The organism is Yoonia sp., from assembly GCF_036007805.1.
Classification (GTDB): Bacteria; Pseudomonadota; Alphaproteobacteria; order Rhodobacterales; family Rhodobacteraceae; genus Yoonia.
On record NZ_DASYOK010000041.1, the window covers coordinates 1 to 20,002 of the forward strand.

General features: G+C 58.3%; 15 protein-coding genes. 7 read left to right on the forward strand and 8 right to left on the reverse strand.

Translation table 11 applies throughout. From position 1 onward, the window contains the following. The 3 genes from VGP75_RS02000 to VGP75_RS02010 all read left to right on the forward strand — a co-directional run. On the forward strand, window positions 1–249 hold a 249-nt coding region (locus tag VGP75_RS02000), incomplete at its 5' end, for an oligopeptide/dipeptide ABC transporter ATP-binding protein (protein ID WP_327542055.1). Between the two features lie 19 nt (window positions 250–268). Next, window positions 269–1,738: a M81 family metallopeptidase gene (locus VGP75_RS02005; protein WP_327542056.1), complete on the forward strand. Its 1,470-nt coding sequence runs from the start codon at window positions 269–271 to the stop codon at window positions 1,736–1,738. 821 nt (window positions 1,739–2,559) lie between these two features. Further along, the gene (locus tag VGP75_RS02010) at window positions 2,560–4,200 is read left to right on the forward strand and encodes a winged helix-turn-helix domain-containing tetratricopeptide repeat protein (protein WP_327542057.1); all 1,641 of its coding nucleotides are present in this window, start codon (window positions 2,560–2,562) and stop codon (window positions 4,198–4,200) included. Window positions 4,201–4,959: 759 nt separating this feature from the next. On the opposite strand, the gene VGP75_RS02015 is transcribed toward VGP75_RS02010, so the two are convergent. The 7 genes from VGP75_RS02015 to VGP75_RS02045 all read right to left on the reverse strand — a co-directional run bounded on the left by VGP75_RS02015 (window position 4,960) and on the right by VGP75_RS02045 (window position 12,082). Continuing rightward, window positions 4,960–6,345 (reverse strand): FGGY-family carbohydrate kinase, encoded by a 1,386-nt coding sequence (locus VGP75_RS02015; RefSeq protein WP_327542058.1) that lies wholly within the window; start codon window positions 6,343–6,345, stop codon window positions 4,960–4,962. Beyond that, window positions 6,342–6,656 (reverse strand): L-rhamnose mutarotase, encoded by a 315-nt coding sequence (gene rhaM / locus VGP75_RS02020; RefSeq protein ID WP_327542059.1) that lies wholly within the window; start codon window positions 6,654–6,656, stop codon window positions 6,342–6,344. Before rhaM ends, VGP75_RS02015 begins: the two co-directional genes overlap by 4 nt. Continuing rightward, window positions 6,656–7,639 (reverse strand): ABC transporter permease, encoded by a 984-nt coding sequence (locus VGP75_RS02025; RefSeq protein WP_327542060.1) that lies wholly within the window; start codon window positions 7,637–7,639, stop codon window positions 6,656–6,658. Before VGP75_RS02025 ends, rhaM begins: the two co-directional genes overlap by 1 nt. Next, window positions 7,636–8,619 (reverse strand): ABC transporter permease, encoded by a 984-nt coding sequence (locus VGP75_RS02030; RefSeq protein ID WP_327542061.1) that lies wholly within the window; start codon window positions 8,617–8,619, stop codon window positions 7,636–7,638. Before VGP75_RS02030 ends, VGP75_RS02025 begins: the two co-directional genes overlap by 4 nt. Before the next feature lie 10 nt (window positions 8,620–8,629). Next, entirely contained in the window at window positions 8,630–10,156 is a 1,527-nt protein-coding gene (locus VGP75_RS02035; protein ID WP_414727757.1) for a sugar ABC transporter ATP-binding protein, read from the reverse strand. A 73-nt stretch (window positions 10,157–10,229) separates the two neighbouring features. After that, window positions 10,230–11,231: a rhamnose ABC transporter substrate-binding protein gene (gene rhaS, locus VGP75_RS02040; RefSeq protein WP_327542063.1), complete on the reverse strand. Its 1,002-nt coding sequence runs from the start codon at window positions 11,229–11,231 to the stop codon at window positions 10,230–10,232. 44 nt (window positions 11,232–11,275) lie between these two features. Further along, window positions 11,276–12,082, reverse strand: a complete 807-nt coding sequence (locus VGP75_RS02045; protein WP_327542064.1) for a DeoR/GlpR family DNA-binding transcription regulator — start codon at window positions 12,080–12,082, stop codon at window positions 11,276–11,278. A 190-nt stretch (window positions 12,083–12,272) separates the two neighbouring features. Between VGP75_RS02045 and VGP75_RS02050 the strand changes: the two genes are divergently transcribed. Together VGP75_RS02050 and VGP75_RS02055 are read left to right on the forward strand one after the other, a co-directional pair. Next, window positions 12,273–14,375 carry a bifunctional rhamnulose-1-phosphate aldolase/short-chain dehydrogenase gene (locus VGP75_RS02050; protein ID WP_327542097.1) on the forward strand — a complete coding sequence of 701 codons (2,103 nt, stop codon included), beginning with the start codon at window positions 12,273–12,275 and terminating at the stop codon, window positions 14,373–14,375. Window positions 14,376–14,386: 11 nt separating this feature from the next. Then, on the forward strand, window positions 14,387–15,625 hold the full coding sequence (locus VGP75_RS02055; RefSeq protein ID WP_327542065.1) for an L-rhamnose isomerase: 1,239 nt from the start codon (window positions 14,387–14,389) through the stop codon (window positions 15,623–15,625). Window positions 15,626–15,957: 332 nt separating this feature from the next. Here the strand turns inward: VGP75_RS02055 and VGP75_RS02060 are convergent, their stop codons facing one another. Continuing rightward, window positions 15,958–16,218, reverse strand: a complete 261-nt coding sequence (locus VGP75_RS02060; RefSeq protein WP_327542066.1) for a hypothetical protein — start codon at window positions 16,216–16,218, stop codon at window positions 15,958–15,960. Window positions 16,219–16,311: 93 nt separating this feature from the next. Between VGP75_RS02060 and VGP75_RS02065 the strand changes: the two genes are divergently transcribed. After that, window positions 16,312–18,798 (forward strand): UvrD-helicase domain-containing protein, encoded by a 2,487-nt coding sequence (locus VGP75_RS02065; protein ID WP_327542067.1) that lies wholly within the window; start codon window positions 16,312–16,314, stop codon window positions 18,796–18,798. 89 nt (window positions 18,799–18,887) lie between these two features. Then, window positions 18,888–19,724, forward strand: coding sequence for a protein NO VEIN domain-containing protein (locus tag VGP75_RS02070; RefSeq protein ID WP_327542068.1), 837 nt, complete (start codon window positions 18,888–18,890; stop codon window positions 19,722–19,724). Window positions 19,725–20,002: the final 278 nt, after the last annotated feature.

A 20,002-nucleotide genomic window follows, 5' to 3' on the forward strand; every position in this document is an offset into this window, starting at 1 on the left:
AACGCCCGCGATACCCCCCATCACCCCTATGCACGCGCGCTGATGGACAGCCATTTCGAGCCTGACCCGACGCGTCGCAAAACCGTGCAGATGATGAAGGGTGAAATTCCAAGCCCGTTCAACCTGCCACCCGGTTGCGCCTTTGCCGCCCGCTGCCCGGCCGCAACATCGCTGTGCCATTTGGACCGGCCCGCACTGGTGACGGGTGCAGGTGGCCATCAAATCGCCTGCCACCACCCACAGGGGTGAACCCCAAGAAAGAAACCTGATGACCTTTACTGTTCTGACTGCTGAATTCGCACACGAATCGAATACGTTCAGCATTCGCCCCACAGACTTGGCCGCCTTCCGCGCGCGGTTGTTTCTGCAAGGCGATACTGCCGTTGCGCAGCGTGCGGACGCGAACACAGACATCGCAGGCTTTATGGATGGGGCACGTTTGCACGGCTGGGAAACCCGCTATACGATCAGCGCTGCAGCCTCGCCTGCGGGGCCGGTGACCCGTGCTGCGTTTGACGAGATTGCAGGTTGCATCATTGATGCGGCCAAGTCCGGCCCGCTGGATGGCATCATCCTCGGCCTGCATGGCGCTATGGTCGTCGAAGATCATCCAGATGGCGAGGGCCTGCTGTTGGAGCGCCTGCGCGCTGTAGTGGGACCCAATTTGCCGATTGCCATCACGCTTGACCCGCATGCGAATGTAACGGCGCAGATGTGCGATCTGGCACAGATCGTGATTTCGTATTCGACCTATCCGCACGTGGACATGCGCGACACCGGCCGCCGCGCCGCTGCAATCCTGCACCGCACCATGACACGCGAGATTACACCACGCACCTTGCGCGTGACCCGTCCGATGCTGGAAGAGGCCAACAGCGGACGCACCGACGAAGGCCCGATGATCGCGCGTCATGCGCTGGCACGGGCGCATGAAGCGACCCATGGGTCGCTGGCGGTCAGCATCAACGCGGGCTTCGGAAATGCCGACATACCGGAAATCGGCCCCACCGTGCTCGTCACTTACACTGGCGACGAACGTCCGCACCGGAGCTTTGCCGAGACGTTAGCCGATGACATCTGGGACCGACGGCAAGAGGTGCTCAACCGCTACCTTACCCCAGAAGAGGCGGCAGCGGCAGCGCTGGATCATGCAGGCGCGGGTCCACTGGTCATCGCCGACTATGCCGACAATCCGGGGGCCGGCGGCTACGGCGACGCACCGGGCCTGTTGTCCGCGCTGCTGAATGCGGGCGTGGCCGACACCTGTTTCGGCCCGATGATCGACCCGGAAGCGGCGGCCATGCTTCACACGCACGCCGTCGGTGCCAAGGTCACGCTTTCCTTGGGCGGCAAGACCGACCCACGGTTCGGCGGCGGGCCCATTCGCGTGACGGGGACGCTGATCCTGCTGTCAGATGGTCACTATACCGGCGACGGCCCGATGATCGGTGGTCTGCCGGGCACGTGGGGGCCTACGGCGGTATTGCGGATCGGGGGCGTGGATGTTCTGGTCGTGACCAACTCTGGTCAGATGCTGGACCTGCAACAGTTCCGCGCCTTCGGCATCGATCCGGTGGCATACCGCGTTGTGGCTCTCAAATCGCAACAACACTTCCGGGCTGCATTCGAGCCGATTGCAGACCGCGTGATCGTATGTGACAGCGGCGCGCTCTGTTCTCCTGATTTGCGAAGCTTGCCGTTTTATCGGGTGCCGCGGCCTATCTTTCCGCTGGATTGACCCTTGGACGACGCGGGCGATAGAGAGCTCCTCGAGCTTAAAAATGGGGTGGCATCGACTACAACCAAATTCAGCTTGAATGATCGCATTGTAGGCGGATTTCTAATTGATCATCATAAAGTGCACAGCGGTTCACCCGCCTGTGTGACGCTTGCGGACAAGAGTTAACGGTTGACGACCGCCCGCTAAGGGGTGCTCGCTGGCCCACGCTGCGCAATAAGCCGTCCGGGAGAAATGGGCCGGTGACGTCTCGATGGGCGACCGGGGTTCGTAACTTTGCAAACCCCGCTTCCTGCGCATTGCTGACCTTGCTGCCTGCTCCGGCATGGGAGGCGTTGTACCTGAGGCCTGAATGGCCGCTTTGATGTGTCTGACAGGATCCCCTTGCACCTGCAGCAAATTCACACTTTCCGCCCCTCGAGACGATGCCCCTCTGGCCGCCGGTCTCGGCCCAGAGCCGACCTCCAACCGGGGGGGCCGATGCTGCGGTCGCAGCCCACATAGCCGCCGTTCGCTGCAGTCGCGAAATCTCGAGGTCCACGAATGGGAAATTCGCGGGACAAAGCACTCGTTGGAAACCTCAAGGATTACTGGATATATTCGCACAAGGAAAACACCGAAAGCCCTGCGGGGTTCGGATAACTGAGGTGCGCTGCGCTCCAATGCCCGTTCTTGCGGACGGATATTGCGGTTTGCAAAGATGAACGCTAGATCGAAAGAGCATCAAGAACCGATATTTGCTAGGAAGCATAGACACCTTCGTATCTATAATGCCAGACTGATGTTACGAAAAATCGAAGGCAGATCCGGGAATAAAATCATTGTCCTCCTTCCGCTTCGGCGATTTTCTCCTAGCAACGGAAGAGCGCAAGCTATCGCGCGACGGTATCGAATTGTCCCTGGGCGCCAGGGCTTTCGACATGCTGAGCTTCATGGTGGCGAACCGACATCGCGTCCTGACCAAGGCAGAGATACTCGACGCCGTCTGGCCGGACATCGCGGTTGAGGAAAGCAACCTGACCGTTCATGTCTCGGCCCTGCGAAAGGTGCTCGGACCCAAGGCGCTGGCGACGATACCTGGCAGGGGCTACCAGTTCGTCCTCCCTGTAGGGGAAAACACGCGTGTCCCTGCCCCTGACGCCGACAAGCGCGAAACCGCTTTCCCCGAAGTCCTTGTAATCCCCTTTACCAATACCTCGAACGATCGCGATCAGGAGTATTTCGCTGACGGTATCACTGAGGATGTCATCACCGATCTCTCCAAGGTCGCGGCGCTGAGTGTTGTCGCCCGCAACACGGCCTTCACCTTCAAGGGTCGCTCCGTCGATGTCGCGCAAACAGCCCACGACATGAACCTGACCCATGTTGTCGAGGGCAGCGTACGCAAATCCGGCAACAGGATTCGTATTAATGCCCAGCTTGTCGATGGCACAACGGGGCATCCGATCTGGGCGGAGCGCTTCGACCGCGACCTGACCGACATCTTCGACCTTCAGGATCAGATTACCGAGGCCATCGTTGCCGCGCTCAAGGTCAGGCTTGTCCCGGCCGAGCGTGCGGCAATCCAGTCGCGCCCAACCGACAACCCCGAAGCTTATGAACTCTATCTTCAGGCGCGCTACCACCACACACGTCTGGACAGGCGCAACTTCGAGATTGCCAGCCGCCTCGCTCAAAAGGCGCTTGATATCGACCCCAATTATGATTTGGCATGGGCGCTACTTGCGATCAGTCAGACGGGGCTTCACGCCCTTTCGGCCTCGGCTGACCATGGCTTGCACGCGGCTGAACGCGCCCTCGCTCTGAATCCCGACCTGTCAGAAGCGCTTGCGGCAAAGGCCTTCGTCCTGGCTGGCCTTGGACGCTTCGACGAGGCTTTCGAGCTTCACGAACGCTCGCTTGAACTGGACCCGGAGTCCTACGATGTGCGCTTTCTTTATGGGCGAACGTGTTTTCAGACCGGGCGGCACGACGAAGCCATTTTGCATTGGGAACGCGCATCCGAGCTTTCTGAAGCAGATTTGGCGGCCACCTCCCATGTCGCCATGTGCTACAAAGCAACAGGACAGCATGAGAAGGTGCTGGACTCAGCCCGCCGCACGCTCGTGCGGGCGGAACGCGTGCTTTCAGAGAACTCGTCAGATTCCTACGCATTGATCAGCGGGGTAGGTGCCTTTGCGAAATTGGGCGAAGCCGAACGCGCCAAGCAATGGGCTCTGCGGGTCAAGGCTGTTGATCCCGATGATCCAAGCATCGACTACAACATAGCTTGCGCCATGGCGCTGCTCGGTGAAACGGATGCCGCACTCCGTACGCTCGAAGCCTGCCTGCCGCGTGTCGACCCTGTCACCTTCTCTGTCTGGGTTGAACAGGATACCGACCTCGACGCCCTGCGCGATCTTCCTCGCTTTCAGCGCCTGGTTCGTGACCTTGATGCGAGTACGGCCGCCGCAAAGACGTAACCGCGCGAGCTAGCCCTTTAGCCTCGGGCCATCGCCGCCTGTGGCTGCCTTCAACCCGTAGGCGTCAAAAGAAAATCTGCCGACCGTTTCGAACCGTTCCGAAGTTTTCGGAACGTTTAGGGCCGCTTCAGGACATTCACCCTTCTGGCTGTCAGCCTGGCTTCACAAACCGGCTATTCCGACAGGTTCTTTAGAAGGAAACCAGACATGACCGATCTTTCGGCACCGCGGCAGACCCGCGCACCGACGTCGCCCCTCGCACGCGCCCTGCGCCTACCATTAACGCTCGTGAAGGCTCTCTTCGGACCGCGCCCCTACTCCGATGTCGACCTTCGCCACGCTAATGAGCGTTTCCTCAGAGACATCGGTCTGCGCCGCTGAATTGATGCCGCGCCAATTGCTGCGATCGGAAGGTTTTTGCAATCGAAGCAGCGAGGCGCTGACAATAGCCCTCCTGCTTCGAAAGCGTAGCAAGGCAGCAAATTCGGCCGCTATGTGGTCAGTTGCTCGCAACCGAACATTCGCTGCGAGGCAGAAAATCGGTAAAGAGGGCTCTCTGCGGACCTCGGACGCGGCGCAGCATCGGCACGATCTGGGGCGCGAGGCAAGACAAGGACGGCCCAGAGTCGCCGTTGGCTTTTTGCAGGGCTTCAGTGCTTCGGTTGACAAAAGCAGACCTCATGACTGCCCGGCTCCATTACACACAGTTGCTCTTGAAGGGGTGCGGATCTTATTACTTTTGGAACCGGAAGCGAGGCATTATTGATTGCTGATCTGTGCGGCAGCTGAACGCCAAATCTTCGCGTAATGTTCAAGTGCTGCACTGAACCGGTCATCAGGAACTAGCGGCGAGGGCCGAAGCAATGGCTGCTGCCCACTTTTCACCACCAGGAGTGCCGCACCTGGGCTTGTTCCAGTAGCGCTCCCCATCGGTATGACCGGCGAAGCTGATGCGGTAGCAAGCATCCATAGGAACGGCCCGTTCTGGGCGAACGGCCCCTCGACAATCACAGGTCCCTCATGCCCCACCAGCTCAAGGCAACGGGCAGTGACGAGTGCAAGGTAGAAGCCGACCGCTGCTGTCCGCTTGCCGCTCCCAATGGCGGGCTCCACGCCTATCCAGTGAGCCTGTGACCCTGCAAAAGGACCGGTCTCTGGCACGAGCGCGGGCATCAGCATGATTTGGTTGTCCAAAACCTCTTCTAGGTCCGAGTCGTTGACTGCTGCGGCACGTCTTTCCAGCGCCAGATCATGTTCCCGCCCACCCATAAACCTTGCTGAGGGCACGGGGTCGCCGAAGGCATTGACGTTGACCAGCGTATCTAGCGTCGGATCTAGCGTGACCGGCTTGCCGCCAATGGCCATGACGATGACCCATGTGCCGGTCGAGACAACATTAAACGGGGCTTCCCGATATTGCAGATGCGGCAGGAGCGAGGCGTTGCTGTCGTGGATGCCGGTGCGCACCGGCGTATCCCGTGCAAGGCCCGTCCGTGCTGCGATCTCGGGCAGGATCGGGCCAAGCACATCGGCGGGCCGGTGCACCGGTGCTAGCAGATCCTCGATCCTCAACTGCTCCACAAGCGACGATGGTGTGCCCTTATGCGGGTTCCACAGATCCGTATGACAGCCCAGCGAAGTTACATCCGTCGCGGCTACGCCAGTGAGCCTGAAGCCCCAGTACTGCGGATATGTCACGATGTGGCGCGTGCGGTCTTTCAGTGTCGGGTCGGTCCGGAACTGCCAAAAAAGCTGCGCTCCGATGTTGAGGCCCAACCCAAGGCGCGGTGATCCTGTTTCGGTGAATGCGGGACGGATTGCGTCGTAGTCGTCAGCCAGCGTATCTGGACCTTTGTGTTCATAGTCGAGGATCGGTGCTGCTAGCTTGCCGTCATGCTCGATCAGGGCCGCGCAAGCCCCATGTGTGGTGACTGTGATCTCTGCGATGCCGTGATCGGCGTGAAAGCGGGCTAGCCCTTCCAGCAGAAACTCCCAATGCCCCTCGACATCGAAGTGCGGCCAGGGCGGGCCCGGCAGGACCGTGTTCGGTCGGGTCACCACAGCGATTTCAGCCAGCGTTGCGGCGTTAACCAGTGCGAGTTTGGCGTTGGTCTTGCCGATATCAATGACGGCAATATGGCTCATGGCATATGAAAGACAGTGGTCAGTTGGATCGCTATAGGTTCATTGTCGTCGCGGGTTTCCATGATGTCGGCCATGTGGGCCCACCACTTTTGCATTATTGCCTGCGAAGGCAGGGCGTCCATCCCGTGCTCATCCGTCCGCCAAAGCACGCCAAAGAGGGTGTTGGTCTCTTCGTCGAGATGGATCGAATAGTCGGAAACGCCTGCCTCTTTCAGCAGTGTCACAAGCTCCGGCCAGATGTCGTCGTGGCGCTTCTTGTATTCGTCCCGCATCCCGGGATTTAGGCGCATCTTGAAGGCATATTTCTCCATCACGCTCTCCACTTTTCCCAGAGCCGCGGCAGGGCGATCACACCGATCAGAAGTGCGCCGATGACAATCGACATGACAATCCCTGGCACGTTGAGAAGGCCAAGACCGAAGGTGACCAGACCCATGACAAATGCCGCGATAACGACACCGGGGATTGAGCCGGACCCACCAAGAATGCTGACGCCGCCAAGAACAACCATGGTCACGATTTCAAGTTCCCAGCCAAAGGCAATGGAGGGCCGTGTCGAGGCAAGGCGTGACGTCAGGCAGATCGCTGCTACGCCGGACATGAGGCCGGTCAGCAGGAAGAGAATGAATTTGACGCGTGCGACACGGATACCGGAAAACTCGGCACCAACAGGGTTGTTTCCGATAGCATAGACTGCACGGCCAAAGTTGGTTTTGTGCAGGATGACAAAATAAATCAGCGCGATGATCGCGAAGAGCACCAGTTCGAAAGAGATCACCCAGAAGACATAACCTTGCCCAAAGAAAGCAAAGTCAGACGGATAGCCACGGTAGGCCTGATCTCCGAGCGCAATATAGCTGATCCCGCGAAACAGGCTCATGGTGCCGATTGTGACGACGATGGAGGGCAAGCCCATCTTCGTGACGAGGAAACCGTTGAAAGCTCCGCAAAGAACGCCGACCCCGAGCCCGATCAGCACAAGACCGGGTGTGCCGACACCTATTTGCACTGCGGCACCCATCGCAGTCGATGCAAGCGCGATGATGGATGCCACCGACAGATCGATTTCGCCTGCGATAATCAGCAGTGCCATCGCAAAGGCGATCATGGCCTTTTCGGTGAAATTGAACGTCATGTCGCTGAGGTTCCACGCGTTCAGGAAGTATGGCGAGGTGAAACTGTTAACGATGAAGATCGCAACAGCCACAGCGAGCAACAGTGTTTCCCAACTCTTCAGACGCCGTTGCAGCGGTGATTGGAGCCGGTCGGGGATGAAGCGCGTTGTATCGGTCATGTGGCAGTCTCCGCGCGTTTGAGGATGATCCGACCTTTTTGCCGGTTTGCTTGCGAATTCAGAGCGACAGCGATGATGATTGCCCCGCCCGAAATCGCGAGTTGCCAAAAGGGCGAAATGTTCACCACCGGAAGTGCGTTGCTGATGATGCCGAGGAACAGCGCACCGAGCATGGCACCAACCACTGTTCCGATCCCCCCCATGATCGCGACGCCGCCGATAACGCAAGCCGCAACGACGCTGAGCTCAAAGCCTCCGGCCAGATCTACGAAAGCCACAGCAAAACGTGACACCCAGAGATAGCCGGTCAGACCAGCCAGCGCGCCCGAGATTGTGAAAGCCCAGAATTGCGTCTTGCCGACGTCGATCCCGGCATATGTCGCGGCATGCGGGTTGCCGCCGACTGCATAGAATGCGCGTCCCAGTGTCGTGCGTGTCATTATAAGCGAAAAGAAGACAACGGCGGCAATCGCTATCCAGCCCATCACAGGTAGACCTAGGATCCCCGTCCTCGGAAATGCTTTGAAGGCATCGCTGAATTCGTGTGCGTTCACCCATTTGCCGTCCGACATCAAAAAGATGGTCCCCCTGAAGATCGTCATTGTGCCGAGTGTGACCACGATGGGCGGAATGGCGAGTTTCCAGACGAGGAGACCGTTGAACATGCCAAGCAGTGCCCCGAAACCGACCGAGAGCGCAATGATCACCGGCACGGGAAGTCCCGGCATAGCAACGTTGATCATGGCAACCACCATGCCTGTCAGGGCGAGGTTGGCCGCGACGCTTAGGTCGATACAACGTGTCAGGATAACAATCATCTGCCCGATCGCCAGAAGGATCAGAGGGGCAGTGTCATTGAAGACATTTGCAAGGTTCGCGGGCGCGATGAATGCCGGAAAGCGCGATGCGATTATGCCTAGCAGCAGCACGGTCGCGCTTGTCAGCAGGACTTCGCGGGACATCAATAACTGTTTTGACATGGCGTTGCCCTCAGATACCCGCAGCGTGGCGGACAAGTGTTTCTGGTGTCAGGTCGTTGCCTGATAGCTCGGCGGCAATCCGCCCTTCCCGCATCACAATCACGCGGTCCGACATTCCCAGAACCTCGGGAATCTCGGAACTGACCATGATGACTGCCAAGCCCTGAGCCGCCAGTTCGGCCATGAACTCGTGCACGGCAGCCTTTGAGCCGATGTCGATCCCTTTGGTCGGCTCATCGAGGATGATAACCTTGGGCTGGGTGGCCAGCCATTTGGCGATAACAACCTTTTGCTGGTTGCCGCCCGAAAGATTCCCGACATCCGTGTCCAGCGACGCGGCGCGCAGGTCGAGCCGCTGTGTATATTCGCGTGCCAGCTTGAATTCTTCGGCTAGCCTTAGGAATCCGTTCTTCGATGTGCGCCCCAGCGAAGGCAGCGTGACGTTCTGGAAGATGGGTAGGGCTGTAATCGCCCCCTGCTTGCCACGATCTTCGGGCACATAGACGATGCCTTGTCCCACAGCGTCCGCTGGGGATCGGATGACAGCCGCTGCCCTTTCAATACGCACCTCTCCGTCCGAGGGACGGGTTATGCCAAAGAGCGATTGCATCAATTCCGAACGCCCCGCCCCGACAAGGCCATAGAAGCCGAGGATTTCTCCGCGCCGCAGGGCAAAACTGATATCTGCGAATTCTGTCGGGTGCTGATAGTTCTTTACGTGAAGGACCTCGTCCCCGATGTTATGTTCGCGTTCCGGAAAAATCTGGCTGACATCGCGCCCGACCATCATTTTCACCAACGCCGCTTCGGTCACATCAGCAATGGCACCATTGCCGATCAGTGCGCCGTCACGGAAAACCGCATAGTGATCGGCGATGCGGAAAATCTCGTCAAACTTGTGGCTGATGAACAGGATCGCTTTGCCCTGCGCCTTGAGATCTGCGACGAGGTCATAGAGTTCCTCGATTTCTTTCTGGCTCAGCGCGGCGGTCGGTTCGTCCATGATGACGACGCGGGCATCGATCGACAATGCGCGCGCGATGGCAACAAGGTGCTTGTTGGCGATGCCCAGTTCTTTCAGCTTGGTGTGCGGGTCGATCTCTGCGCCAATGCTCGTCAGGATGTCGCGGGCTTTGCGCACCATTTCACCGGTGTCGATCAGCCCCCAACGCCCGCGTGGTGCATGGCCAAGAAATACGTTCTCAGCCACCGACAATTCGTCAAAAAGGACTGTTTCCTGATGAATGGCTGTGACACCGGCAGCGCCAGCATCCTGGGCTGTCGGAAAGCGAACCGCGCTGCCGTCAATTTCGATCTGCCCGCTGTCAGGCTGATAAATACCCGTCAGGACTTTCACGACAGTGGACTTGCCCGCGCCGTTCTCACCGACCAGTGCGGTCACTTTTCCTGGGTAGAGATCGAGGGAAACTTCCGAAAGCGCCGTCACACCCGGAAATGTCTTTGTCACCCGATTGAGCGACAAGATCGGGTGATCATCCGTCTGCGCGGCGAGGTTGGATGATTTGTCGGGGTGCATCAGCATCGGGATTGCGGGCCAATCAATGGAATGATCGGCGCAGCTGGTGGGCTGCGCCGAAGAGGTTTCGCTATTAAAAGATGTCCTTGAAAGCGTCGATGTTTGACGCGTCATAGGTGAACGGATCGGACATCGCGGCCGTGTTGGTGTCGTCCAGTGTGACTGACCCCATGCGACCGGTCGGGATTTCCGCGTCGGGCTCCGCCGTCACAGCGCCGGTCGCAAGGGCGTGTGCGATCATGGTTGCCGAATAACCAAGGTCGATCGGGTTCCAGATTGCAAAGCTCTCGGTCGCACCAGATTCAATGCAACCTGCCATCTCTGATGGCAGACCCAGACCAGTGACGTTGATCTCGCCAATCTTGCCTGCGTCGGAAACCGCTTGGCAGGAGGCCAGAATACCAACGGTGGTTGGTGCAATGATCGCCTTGAGATCAGGGTAGGACGCCATCAGGCCCTGTGCCTCGCGGTAGGACTTATCTGACAGGTCGTCACCGTAGACGGTGGCGACAAGCTCGATCCCGGGGTAGTTGGGGAGCACTTCTTCAGCTGCTGCAATCCAGGCGTTCTGGTTGGTCGCGGTGGCCGAAGCGGACAGGATGGCGACCTGACCACCATCAGGCAGATGGTCGGCGGCCAGTTTGATGATGGTGTTGCCGATCAACGGTGTCGAGGACGGGTTGAGGTGCATCATCCGGCCATCTTCGTTGACGCCAGAGTCCCAGCTGATCACGGTGATACCGCGCTGCATCGCACGCTGCAGGGCAGGAGCGACCGCGTCCGGGTCGTTGGCAGAAATCGCAATGGCATCTACGCCCTGCGCGATCAGGCTGTTGATCACCTCGATCTGACCTTCAGCAGTCGTATCGGTCGGACCTGTATAGATGATCTCGACGTTGCCAAGCTCTGCTGCGGCTTCCTCGGCGCCTTCGGCAGCGGCTTCGAAGAACCCGATGCCTAGTGCCTTGACGACCAGCGCAATCCGCATGTTGTCCTGCGCGATTGCTGTGCTGCCCATCATACTGGCGGCGAGGCTGAGGCCCGCGACCACTGATGTAAATGTACGACGTTTCATGTGAATTCCTCCCTTGGTGTCACAAATGAAATTCTGCGGAACGATTATGAGGCCGTCCCCACCTTGGCCTGCGCGGCGCCCGTCGAGGCGACGATCAGGGTAATATCAGCGGCTTCAATCATTGCCGCCGCCTTGTCCGAAATGCCCTCGTCGGTGATCACTGTGTCGATCCGCGACAAAGGGCAGAGCACAAGGCTGGAGCGCCGCGAGAACTTGCTGCTGTCGGCCAGAACGACCAGTTCATCGGCCTGCCCGATCAGCTTTTCTTCGGCCTGGATCAGCAGCGGGTCGGCCTCCATCAGACCGAGCGGGCCTATCCCCTGCGCCCCCATGAACATGCGGCGTGCATAGAAATTGCGCGTCACGTCATTGTCGAAAGGAGACAGGATGATGTTCTGTTCGCGGTAGATTACGCCGCCCGACAGCATGATCGTATTCTTCGAATGCTTCAGCAGGTGCTCGGCAATCGGAAAGCTGTTGGTAAAGATCTGACAGCGGCGGGATGCCAGCGGGTGAACCATCTGGAAGGTCGTTGTGCCGCCGTTAATAATGATCGGATCACCATCTTCGCAAAGCTCGGCGGCCGCGCGGGCAATGGCCTGCTTCTCGCGGCTGCGCATCGTTTCGTTGACGGCATAGGGGCGCCCGGCAAGCCCGACAAACTGCGGCGGCGAGATCGCTTCTGCCCCGCCACGGACGCGGCGCAGCTTCTTTTGCATGTGCAGGGTGGCGATGTCGCGGCGGATGGTTGCCTCGGACACACCGGTGAGGTTGCACAGATCAAGCACAGTGACGACAGGTCGGTCCTGAACAGCGGATAGAATGATCCGGTGGCGTTCGGTCTCATGCATGTTTTTCCTCCCTGTTCCCCGCAAGCCTGTGCAGATTCGACGCACCTGTCAATCATTTTCGATCAAGTTCAATCATGCTGCGACGCAGAATGATCATTTTTGATTGTTCATGATTGACTTTCTGACGCAGTTTTATCAGCTTCGAGGTGAAGGAATTGATGCCGTGACAGACGGCAAATGGGAGGCTTCGATGTCGAAAACTGCTGCAAATCAGCTGCTTGAGAACCGTTGGTCGGATGGCGAAGCCGCCGGAATGGGCGAATCAGATTTGCTTCTCTACCGCTCGAACACGCTCGGATCAGACAAACGCGTCACCAACTATGGTGGCGGCAATACCTCAGCCAAGGTCATGGAGACAGATCCGCTGACAGGTGAGGCGATCGAGGTGCTTTGGGTCAAGGGATCGGGCGGTGATATCGGGTCGATGAAGCTTGACGGGTTTTCGACCCTCTACATGGACAAACTCCGTGCACTGAAGGGGCTCTACCGTGGTGTTGATCACGAAGACGAAATGGTGGATTACCTGCCGCATTGCACCTTCAAGCTGAACCCGCGTGCCGCCTCAATCGACACACCCCTTCATGCTTATGTGCCGCGCAAACATGTGGACCATGTCCATGCGGATGCGATCATCGCGATTGCGGCCTCGAGGAATTCCAGAGAGCTGACACAAGAGATTTTCGGCGACCGGATTGGGTGGCTCTCTTGGAAGCGGCCCGGTTATGAATTGGGTCTGTGGCTCGAGAAGTTCTGTCTCGAGAACCCTGATGCCGATGGCGTCGTGCTGGAAAGCCACGGGCTGTTCACTTGGGCAGATACGGCAAAGGACTGCTATGACACCACAATCGACGTGATCAATATCGCGACCAAGTGGCTGGACGAGCGCACAAAGGACGTGCCTGCCTTTGGCGGAGCTAAGTATAACAGCCTGTCAGCCGAGGACCGCCGCGCCGTTGCGGCCCGTCTGATGCCAGCCATTCGTGGGTTCGTCAGTGGCAACCAACATATGGTCGGGAATTTCAACGACAGCGACGCGGTGCTGGAGTTCGTCAATGCCAAGGAAATGGAGCCGCTGGCGGCCTTGGGCACATCCTGCCCGGACCATTTCCTGCGAACGAAGATCCGACCTTTGGTCGTGAATTTCGATCCGGCAAAAAACAATATCGATGAGGTTCTGAAGGGCCTGCCTGACCAGATCGCCGCTTACCGCGACGACTATGCGGCCTACTACGCGCGCTGCAAGCATGATAACAGTCCGGATATCCGTGATCCCAATGCCGTGGTCTATCTGGTACCTGGTGTCGGGATGATTACCTTTGCCAAGGATAAGGCGACGGCGCGCATCAGCGGCGAGTTCTATGTCAACGCTATCAATGTGATGCGCGGTGCAAATGCCGTTAGTGAATACTGCGGCCTGCCCGAGCAAGAGGCCTTCGACATCGAATACTGGCTGCTGGAAGAGGCCAAACTGCAGCGTATGCCAAAGCCCAAGTCGCTGGCCGGACGGGTGGCACTGGTCACCGGCGGGGCCGGAGGTATCGGCGCGGCGACCGCCGAGCGCTACCTGCGCGAGGGGGCCTGTGTGATGTTGGCTGATATCAACGCCGAGGCGCTGGCCTCGACCCTCGACAACCTCGCGGCACGCTACAGCGCGGATGTGGTGCGCACGATCGAGATGAACGTGACCGACGAAAAGGCAGTGGCAGCGGCCTTTGCCGAAACAGGTGTAGAGTTCGGCGGTGTGGATATTCTGGTGTCTAATGCGGGCATCGCCTCGTCTGCACCGGTCGAGGAAACCACACTGGCGCTTTGGAACAAGAACATGGACATCCTCAGCACCGGGTATTTCCTTGTCAGCCGCGAGGCGTTTAAGCTTATGCGGGTGCAGGATATGGGTGGATCCATCGTTTTTGTGGCCTCCAAGAACGGGCTTGCGGCGTCGCCGAATGCTTCGGCCTATTGCACCGCAAAGGCGGCGGAAATCCATTTGGCTCGCTGTCTGGCGCTGGAAGGGGCAGAGGCGGGTATCCGTGTGAATGTGGTCAACCCCGATGCGGTTCTGCGGGGCTCGAAGATCTGGGAAGGCGAGTGGCTGGAACAGCGTGCGGGCACCTATGGCACCGACAAGGAAGGGCTGGAGGAAATGTACCGTCAGCGCTCGTTGCTCAAGCGATCGGTTCTACCAGAGGATATTGCCGAAGCATGCTATTTCTTCGCGGCTGAGACATCTTCGAAATCGACGGGCAATATCTTGAACGTCGATTCTGGTAACGTCCAAGCCTTTACGCGCTAGGAGAAACAGACATGACTTATGAAAGCGCAAAAGCCCGTTTCGCCGACTGGGGGCTTGAGACCGAAGTTGCACTCGACCGGCTGAAGACGATCCCGATTTCGATGCATTGCTGGCAGGGCGATGATGTCGTCGGCTTTGAAACTCGCAGTGGTTCGTCCGGCGGCGGCATTCAGGCGACCGGTAACCATCCCGGCAGGGCCCGAAGCCCGGCAGAATTACGGGCCGACCTCGATTTTGCCTATTCCCAAATTCCGGGTCAGCACCGACTGAACCTGCATGCGATGTATCTGGATACGGACGAAACACCGGACCGGGACGCAATCGAATACCGCCACTTCGCCCCTTGGGTAGATTGGGCGAAGGAACAGAACCTCGGGCTGGATTTCAACCCGACGTTCTTTGGCCATGCCAAGGCCGACGACAATCTGACACTGTCACATCCTGATCAGGGCATCCGTGATTTCTGGATAGAACACGGCAAACGGACCCGCGATATCGCTGCCCGGATCGGGGCCGAGCTGGGGTCAGCCTGTATCAATAACAACTGGGTGCCGGACGGCTATAAGGACGTTCCGGTTGACCGGATGGCAGCGCGGACGCGGCTGGAGGCTTCACTGGATGCCATGTTGGCAGAGGCCAAAGATCACGAACAGATGTGCGACGCGGTAGAATCCAAGCTCTTCGGGATCGGTGTCGAAGCCTGCACCGTCGGCAGTCACGAGTTTTACATGGGGTATGCGATCCGCAAGGGGACGCTGCTTTGCCTTGATATGGGCCATTTCCACCCGACCGAGAACATTGCCGACAAGCTGAGTGCGGTCTCACTGTCGTTGGACCGACTGCTTTTGCATGTTTCGCGCCCGATGCGGTGGGACAGTGATCATGTGATCCTTCTCAATGATGACATTCTGGCCATGGCGCACGAGTTAGTAAGCGCCGATCTTCTGGACCGCACGGCGATTGGACTGGACTTCTTTGATGCGACCATCAGCCGGACAGCCGCTTGGGTCATCGGGACGCGGAACATGCAGAAGGCGTTGCTGCGTGCGCTTCTGACACCGTTTGACCGCCTGCGTGAAGCGGAAAACAGGTTGGACTTCACCACACGTCTGACCCTGACCGAGGAATTCAAAGACCTGCCATTCGGTGCGATCTGGGACGAGTTCTGCGCGCGCCATGAGGTGCCGACAGGGCTGGCTCTCAACACGTCTTTGGAAAAGTACCAGTTCAGTGTCGCATCGCGCGGATAGGACAAAGTTCGCCATTTGCGAATAAGAAGCATCCGAGGTTCATAGGATCTAAGGGGTCAATTTGCATGCGTTTCAAATGTCTGCTTTAGGGTGGTCAATCGCCTATCTCTAAGTGCAGCCAAAGTCTTCTTCCCGCCCTCTACCTCACTGCAAGACCTTTGGGCCATGTTCGAGTGCATCGCGCTTATCGATGAACCAAAACAATTTTTTCTTCGAACGCGGCCTGCCAAACGGTCAGGAAACGCACTAAACCATCGTCTATGGAACTTAAGTCTCAGCCATTACTTGCTTTCCTTCGGGACCCGCGTCGCAGACTTCCGCGTGCGCTGTGTCTAGAAGGCAGTGGTATTGCAGCTCGTGGGGGCATGCGACCCAAGATCGAACTCGAAGAAATCGTCGCCAAACCAGCGATCCAGGTGGGGATGTTTTCTACGTCTTTCGCCCTCGATCTGCTTGGCAACAAACAGGTTGTTCTCCCATCTGTCAACAAGGCCGCGGCGAATGCTTTCGCCAAAGCTGTTGGGCAAGCATGGTCGAAATTCAACCTTGAGGAACTTGCCAAAGAAGACGAGACAATCCAGCGCCTTCTTCAATCCCTAGAGCAGCTCCAATCGCCTGAGAGATACCCGTCAGCATTCCATGTCGACCCATTGGCACGAGAGGCATTGGACCTGACTGACCGTGTCTTGTCTAAGCTCAACGCCGAGGCTGTTGGCGACAAGACGATGCGCCGGGTCGCCCCGATCCTTTCATTCGCTGCTGACCCGTCAGGCACCCGCAACGCCGCAATCGAACGCTTTGTCGATGCACAGCTCGACCGTTGGACGGAATTTCTCGACACCGTCGAATCCATGCCGCTGACGCCCGAACAACGTCTGTCCGTGGTCGTCGATGAAGATGCGACTCTGGTTCTGGCCGGGGCCGGATCGGGCAAAACCAGCGTCATCACCGCGAAAGCCGCATTTCTCGTCAAGGCCGGGATCAGGGCTCCGGAAGAGCTGCTTCTTCTGGCCTTTGCAAGAGACGCAGCGACCGAGATGTCTGAGCGGATCGAAGCTCGTTGCGGCGTTCCCATCGCCGCGCGCACATTCCATGCCCTGGCCTATGAAATCATAGGCGAAGTCGAAGGGGAAAAACCCGCGCTTGCGCCGACGGCAACGGACGACAAGGCGTTTCTTTCGCTGATCCGGGACATCTTGCGATACATCGTCAGCCGCGTCGGCGACGTGGCAGAAACCGTGATCGGCTGGTTTGCGGGCTTCTTCGACGACTTCCCATCACCTTGGGACTACAAGTCCGCCCATGAATGGTATTCCGAGGTCGAAAGCCGCAATTTGCGGACGCTGCAAGGGGAAACGGTCAACAGTTTCGAGGAACTTCTCATCGCGAACTGGTTGTACCGGAACGGCATCGCCTACGAATACGAACCTACCTACGAACACAAACTGACCGGGACTGGACGACGTGTCTACACACCGGATTTCCGCCTGACCGAAAGCGGTGTCTATATCGAACACTTCGGGGTGCGGAAGAAACGAACCGCGGATGGCACCGAGCAGTTGACGACCGCGCCTTTCGTCGATCGAGACGAATATTTGGCCGGCATGGATTGGAAACGAAAGGTCCATGCGGAACACGAAACGGTCCTGATCGAAACCTATAGCTGGGAGCGCGAGGAGGGTCGGTTGCTCGACGCGCTCGCCGAAAAGCTCGCGCCACACGTCACCTTAAAACCGATCCCGGATATCGCGATTTATGATCAGGTCATACAGGTCGGTGTCGTGGATGGCTTCTCGTCCCTGATCGGCACCTTTCTTCGCCATTTTAAGAACGGCGGGTATCAGATCGATGACTGCTCCAACAAAGCATCGACCCTGAAAATGGGAAAGAGGGCCGAGGCCTTCCTCAATATCTTCGGAGCGGTCTTTCGAGAGTATCAGAACCGCCTAGGCGACCGCATTGATTTCGAGGACATGGTGATCCGGGCGACTGCGCATGTGGAAAGCGGACGTTACAACAGCCCGTTTCGCCACATTCTCGTTGACGAGTTTCAGGACATCTCGACCGGACGGGCGCGTCTTATCAAGGCACTCAAGGCCCAGAACGCGGATGCGAAGGTCTTTGCGGTTGGGGATGATTGGCAATCGATCTACCGCTTTGCCGGGTCCGATATTCATATCATGCGGAACTTCGGGCGCGAGTTTGGGGGGCAGTTTGCAGGCACAACTGGCATCCACCGAACCGTTGACCTTGGCCGCACTTTCCGATCGGTGGACAAGATTGCGCTTGCATCGCGACGCTTCGTCTTGCGCAACCCGGCCCAAATCACAAAGACAGTCCGTGCGGCGGGCGAAACGGACCAGCCCGCGATCCGGGTTGCATGGACCCGGCGCGACAACGCCGAAAACGTGCTCGACGAAACCCTCGCGTCTCTGTCGGAGACTTGCGCAGATGGCGACCAAAAGCCGTCCGTGCTCTTGCTTGGCCGATACCGGTTCAGTGAACCTGATCTCAGGCGACTGCGGCGGCAACATCCGGCACTTTCGCTGAGTTTCAAGACGATCCATGCCTCCAAAGGCCTGGAGGCGGACCATGTGATCATTCTCGGGGCCGACAAGGCTCGTATGGGTTTCCCCTCAATGATCGTTGACGATCCGTTGCTAAGCCTCGTCTCACCGGAAGTGGAGCCGTTCGAGAACGCAGAAGAGCGTCGCGTCATGTATGTCGCCATGACACGCGCCCGGCGGTCGGTGACAATCCTTTCGTCAGACGCGCGGCCTTCAGTCTTCGTTACCGAACTTATGAATGATCCGGATTACGGAGTGGTCAGCCCGGTCGAGGTGACCGAACGCACGCATACATGCCTGCAGTGCGGGGGCCGCCTTCTTTACATGCCCGGACAGGACGGGCCGGGCTGGTATCGCTGCGAGCATGTGAAACTGTGCGGAAACCGTATGTCAGCATGTCCAGAATGCGGTGTGGGACTCCCGGTCCGGGACGTGAAAAACGGCGTGATGAAATGCTCGGAATGCAACGCGCTGCAACAAGCCTGCCCAAGTTGCGACGACGGATGGCTCATTGAACGCCGTGGCAGGTTCGGGCCCTTCCTCGGTTGCGTCCGTTTCCCAGACTGCGATGGAAAAGCGAAGATTGTGAAGACGGCATCACAATAGTACTGCAGTCAAGAACCATCGAGGCGGAAGCAAACAGCCAATTTGCGCGTTTTAGTGACATCAGACAGACCTTCCTCTAGCCTGGCGCAATGTCGAGCCAAGCGTGGACAGATACTGAAAATGACCTGATCGTCGCGGACTACTTCGCGATGCTAGCTGACGATGTGGCAGGCCGTCCCTACAACAAGGCTGCGCATCGGCGGCAGCTTCTGCCGCTCCTCAACAACCGTTCGGCAGGGTCGGTTGAATTCAAACATCAGAACATCAGTGCTGTCCTCAAGGGGCTCGGTGAGGTCTGGATCACCGGGTACAAACCGGCGTTCAATTTCCAGACCAGCCTGGTCGACGCCGTCGCACGCTGGCTGGCTATTAACCCCGGCTGGACGCGCCGCACCCTTTCTTCCCGGCGAGTTGATGGTATGGCCGAGGCGGCGGAACTCTGGGTCGGGCCTGCACCGACCTTAACAAACCAACCGCCGCCGGACGAGCTTGAGCAGATGCTCCATATCGCCCGAAAGTTTGACGTGGCCGCGCGGGACGAACGCAACCGCGCCCTTGGCACGGCAGGGGAGGAGCGCGTCCTGAAGCACGAGCGTGACAAGCTGACCATAGCTGGGCGGGAGGATTTGGCGCAGCAAATCCGCTGGGTTTCGGAAGAAGACGGGGATGGTGCAGGTTACGATATCGCCAGTTTCGATGCAGACGGTCGGCAGCGCCTGATCGAGGTCAAGACAACCAACGGGTGGGAACGCACTCCGTTCCATATCTCGCGCAACGAGTTGGCCGTAGCAGATGAACGGCGCGAGGAATGGTGCTTGTTTCGCCTCTGGAACTTCGCACGAACGCCCAAGGCTTTCGAGTTGCGCCCGCCGCTTGATGCGCATGTGTCGCTCACGGCGACCAGCTTTCAAGCAAGCTTTCGTTGAATTTTGGTGACGAGACATGGCCTAGAAACAGCGCATCAATGGAGCGCGAGATAAAAGAGATGCCGCACGGCCACCTCAAGTTGCTGTTGTTCAAGGAATTTATTCGCCGCACTCACGCAGACATTGAAGCATCAATCCCGCCAACCCATTGAACTTGAAACTTTTTTCATGCGGTATCCTGCGGGTGCCGCGAAGGAGTACGACTACTCCGGCCCAGCCAGAACACCGCCCAGCAACGCCACACCCGCCGACCACCTGTCATTCCCCGCCACGGGCCT

What these genes read in the sequence shown, in the direction of transcription:
- VGP75_RS02005 (WP_327542056.1), top strand. Translation starts at nt 269, where the DNA reads ATGACCTTTACTGTTCTGACTGCTGAATTCGCACACGAATCGAATACG.
- VGP75_RS02015 (WP_327542058.1), bottom strand. Translation starts at nt 6,345, where the DNA reads ATGAGCCATATTGCCGTCATTGATATCGGCAAGACCAACGCCAAACTC.
- rhaM (WP_327542059.1), bottom strand. Translation starts at nt 6,656, where the DNA reads ATGGAGAAATATGCCTTCAAGATGCGCCTAAATCCCGGGATGCGGGAC.
- VGP75_RS02025 (WP_327542060.1), bottom strand. Translation starts at nt 7,639, where the DNA reads ATGACCGATACAACGCGCTTCATCCCCGACCGGCTCCAATCACCGCTG.
- VGP75_RS02030 (WP_327542061.1), bottom strand. Translation starts at nt 8,619, where the DNA reads ATGTCAAAACAGTTATTGATGTCCCGCGAAGTCCTGCTGACAAGCGCG.
- VGP75_RS02035 (WP_414727757.1), bottom strand. Translation starts at nt 10,156, where the DNA reads ATGCACCCCGACAAATCATCCAACCTCGCCGCGCAGACGGATGATCAC.
- rhaS (WP_327542063.1), bottom strand. Translation starts at nt 11,231, where the DNA reads ATGAAACGTCGTACATTTACATCAGTGGTCGCGGGCCTCAGCCTCGCC.
- VGP75_RS02045 (WP_327542064.1), bottom strand. Translation starts at nt 12,082, where the DNA reads ATGCATGAGACCGAACGCCACCGGATCATTCTATCCGCTGTTCAGGAC.
- VGP75_RS02050 (WP_327542097.1), top strand. Translation starts at nt 12,273, where the DNA reads ATGTCGAAAACTGCTGCAAATCAGCTGCTTGAGAACCGTTGGTCGGAT.
- VGP75_RS02055 (WP_327542065.1), top strand. Translation starts at nt 14,387, where the DNA reads ATGACTTATGAAAGCGCAAAAGCCCGTTTCGCCGACTGGGGGCTTGAG.
- VGP75_RS02070 (WP_327542068.1), top strand. Translation starts at nt 18,888, where the DNA reads ATGTCGAGCCAAGCGTGGACAGATACTGAAAATGACCTGATCGTCGCG.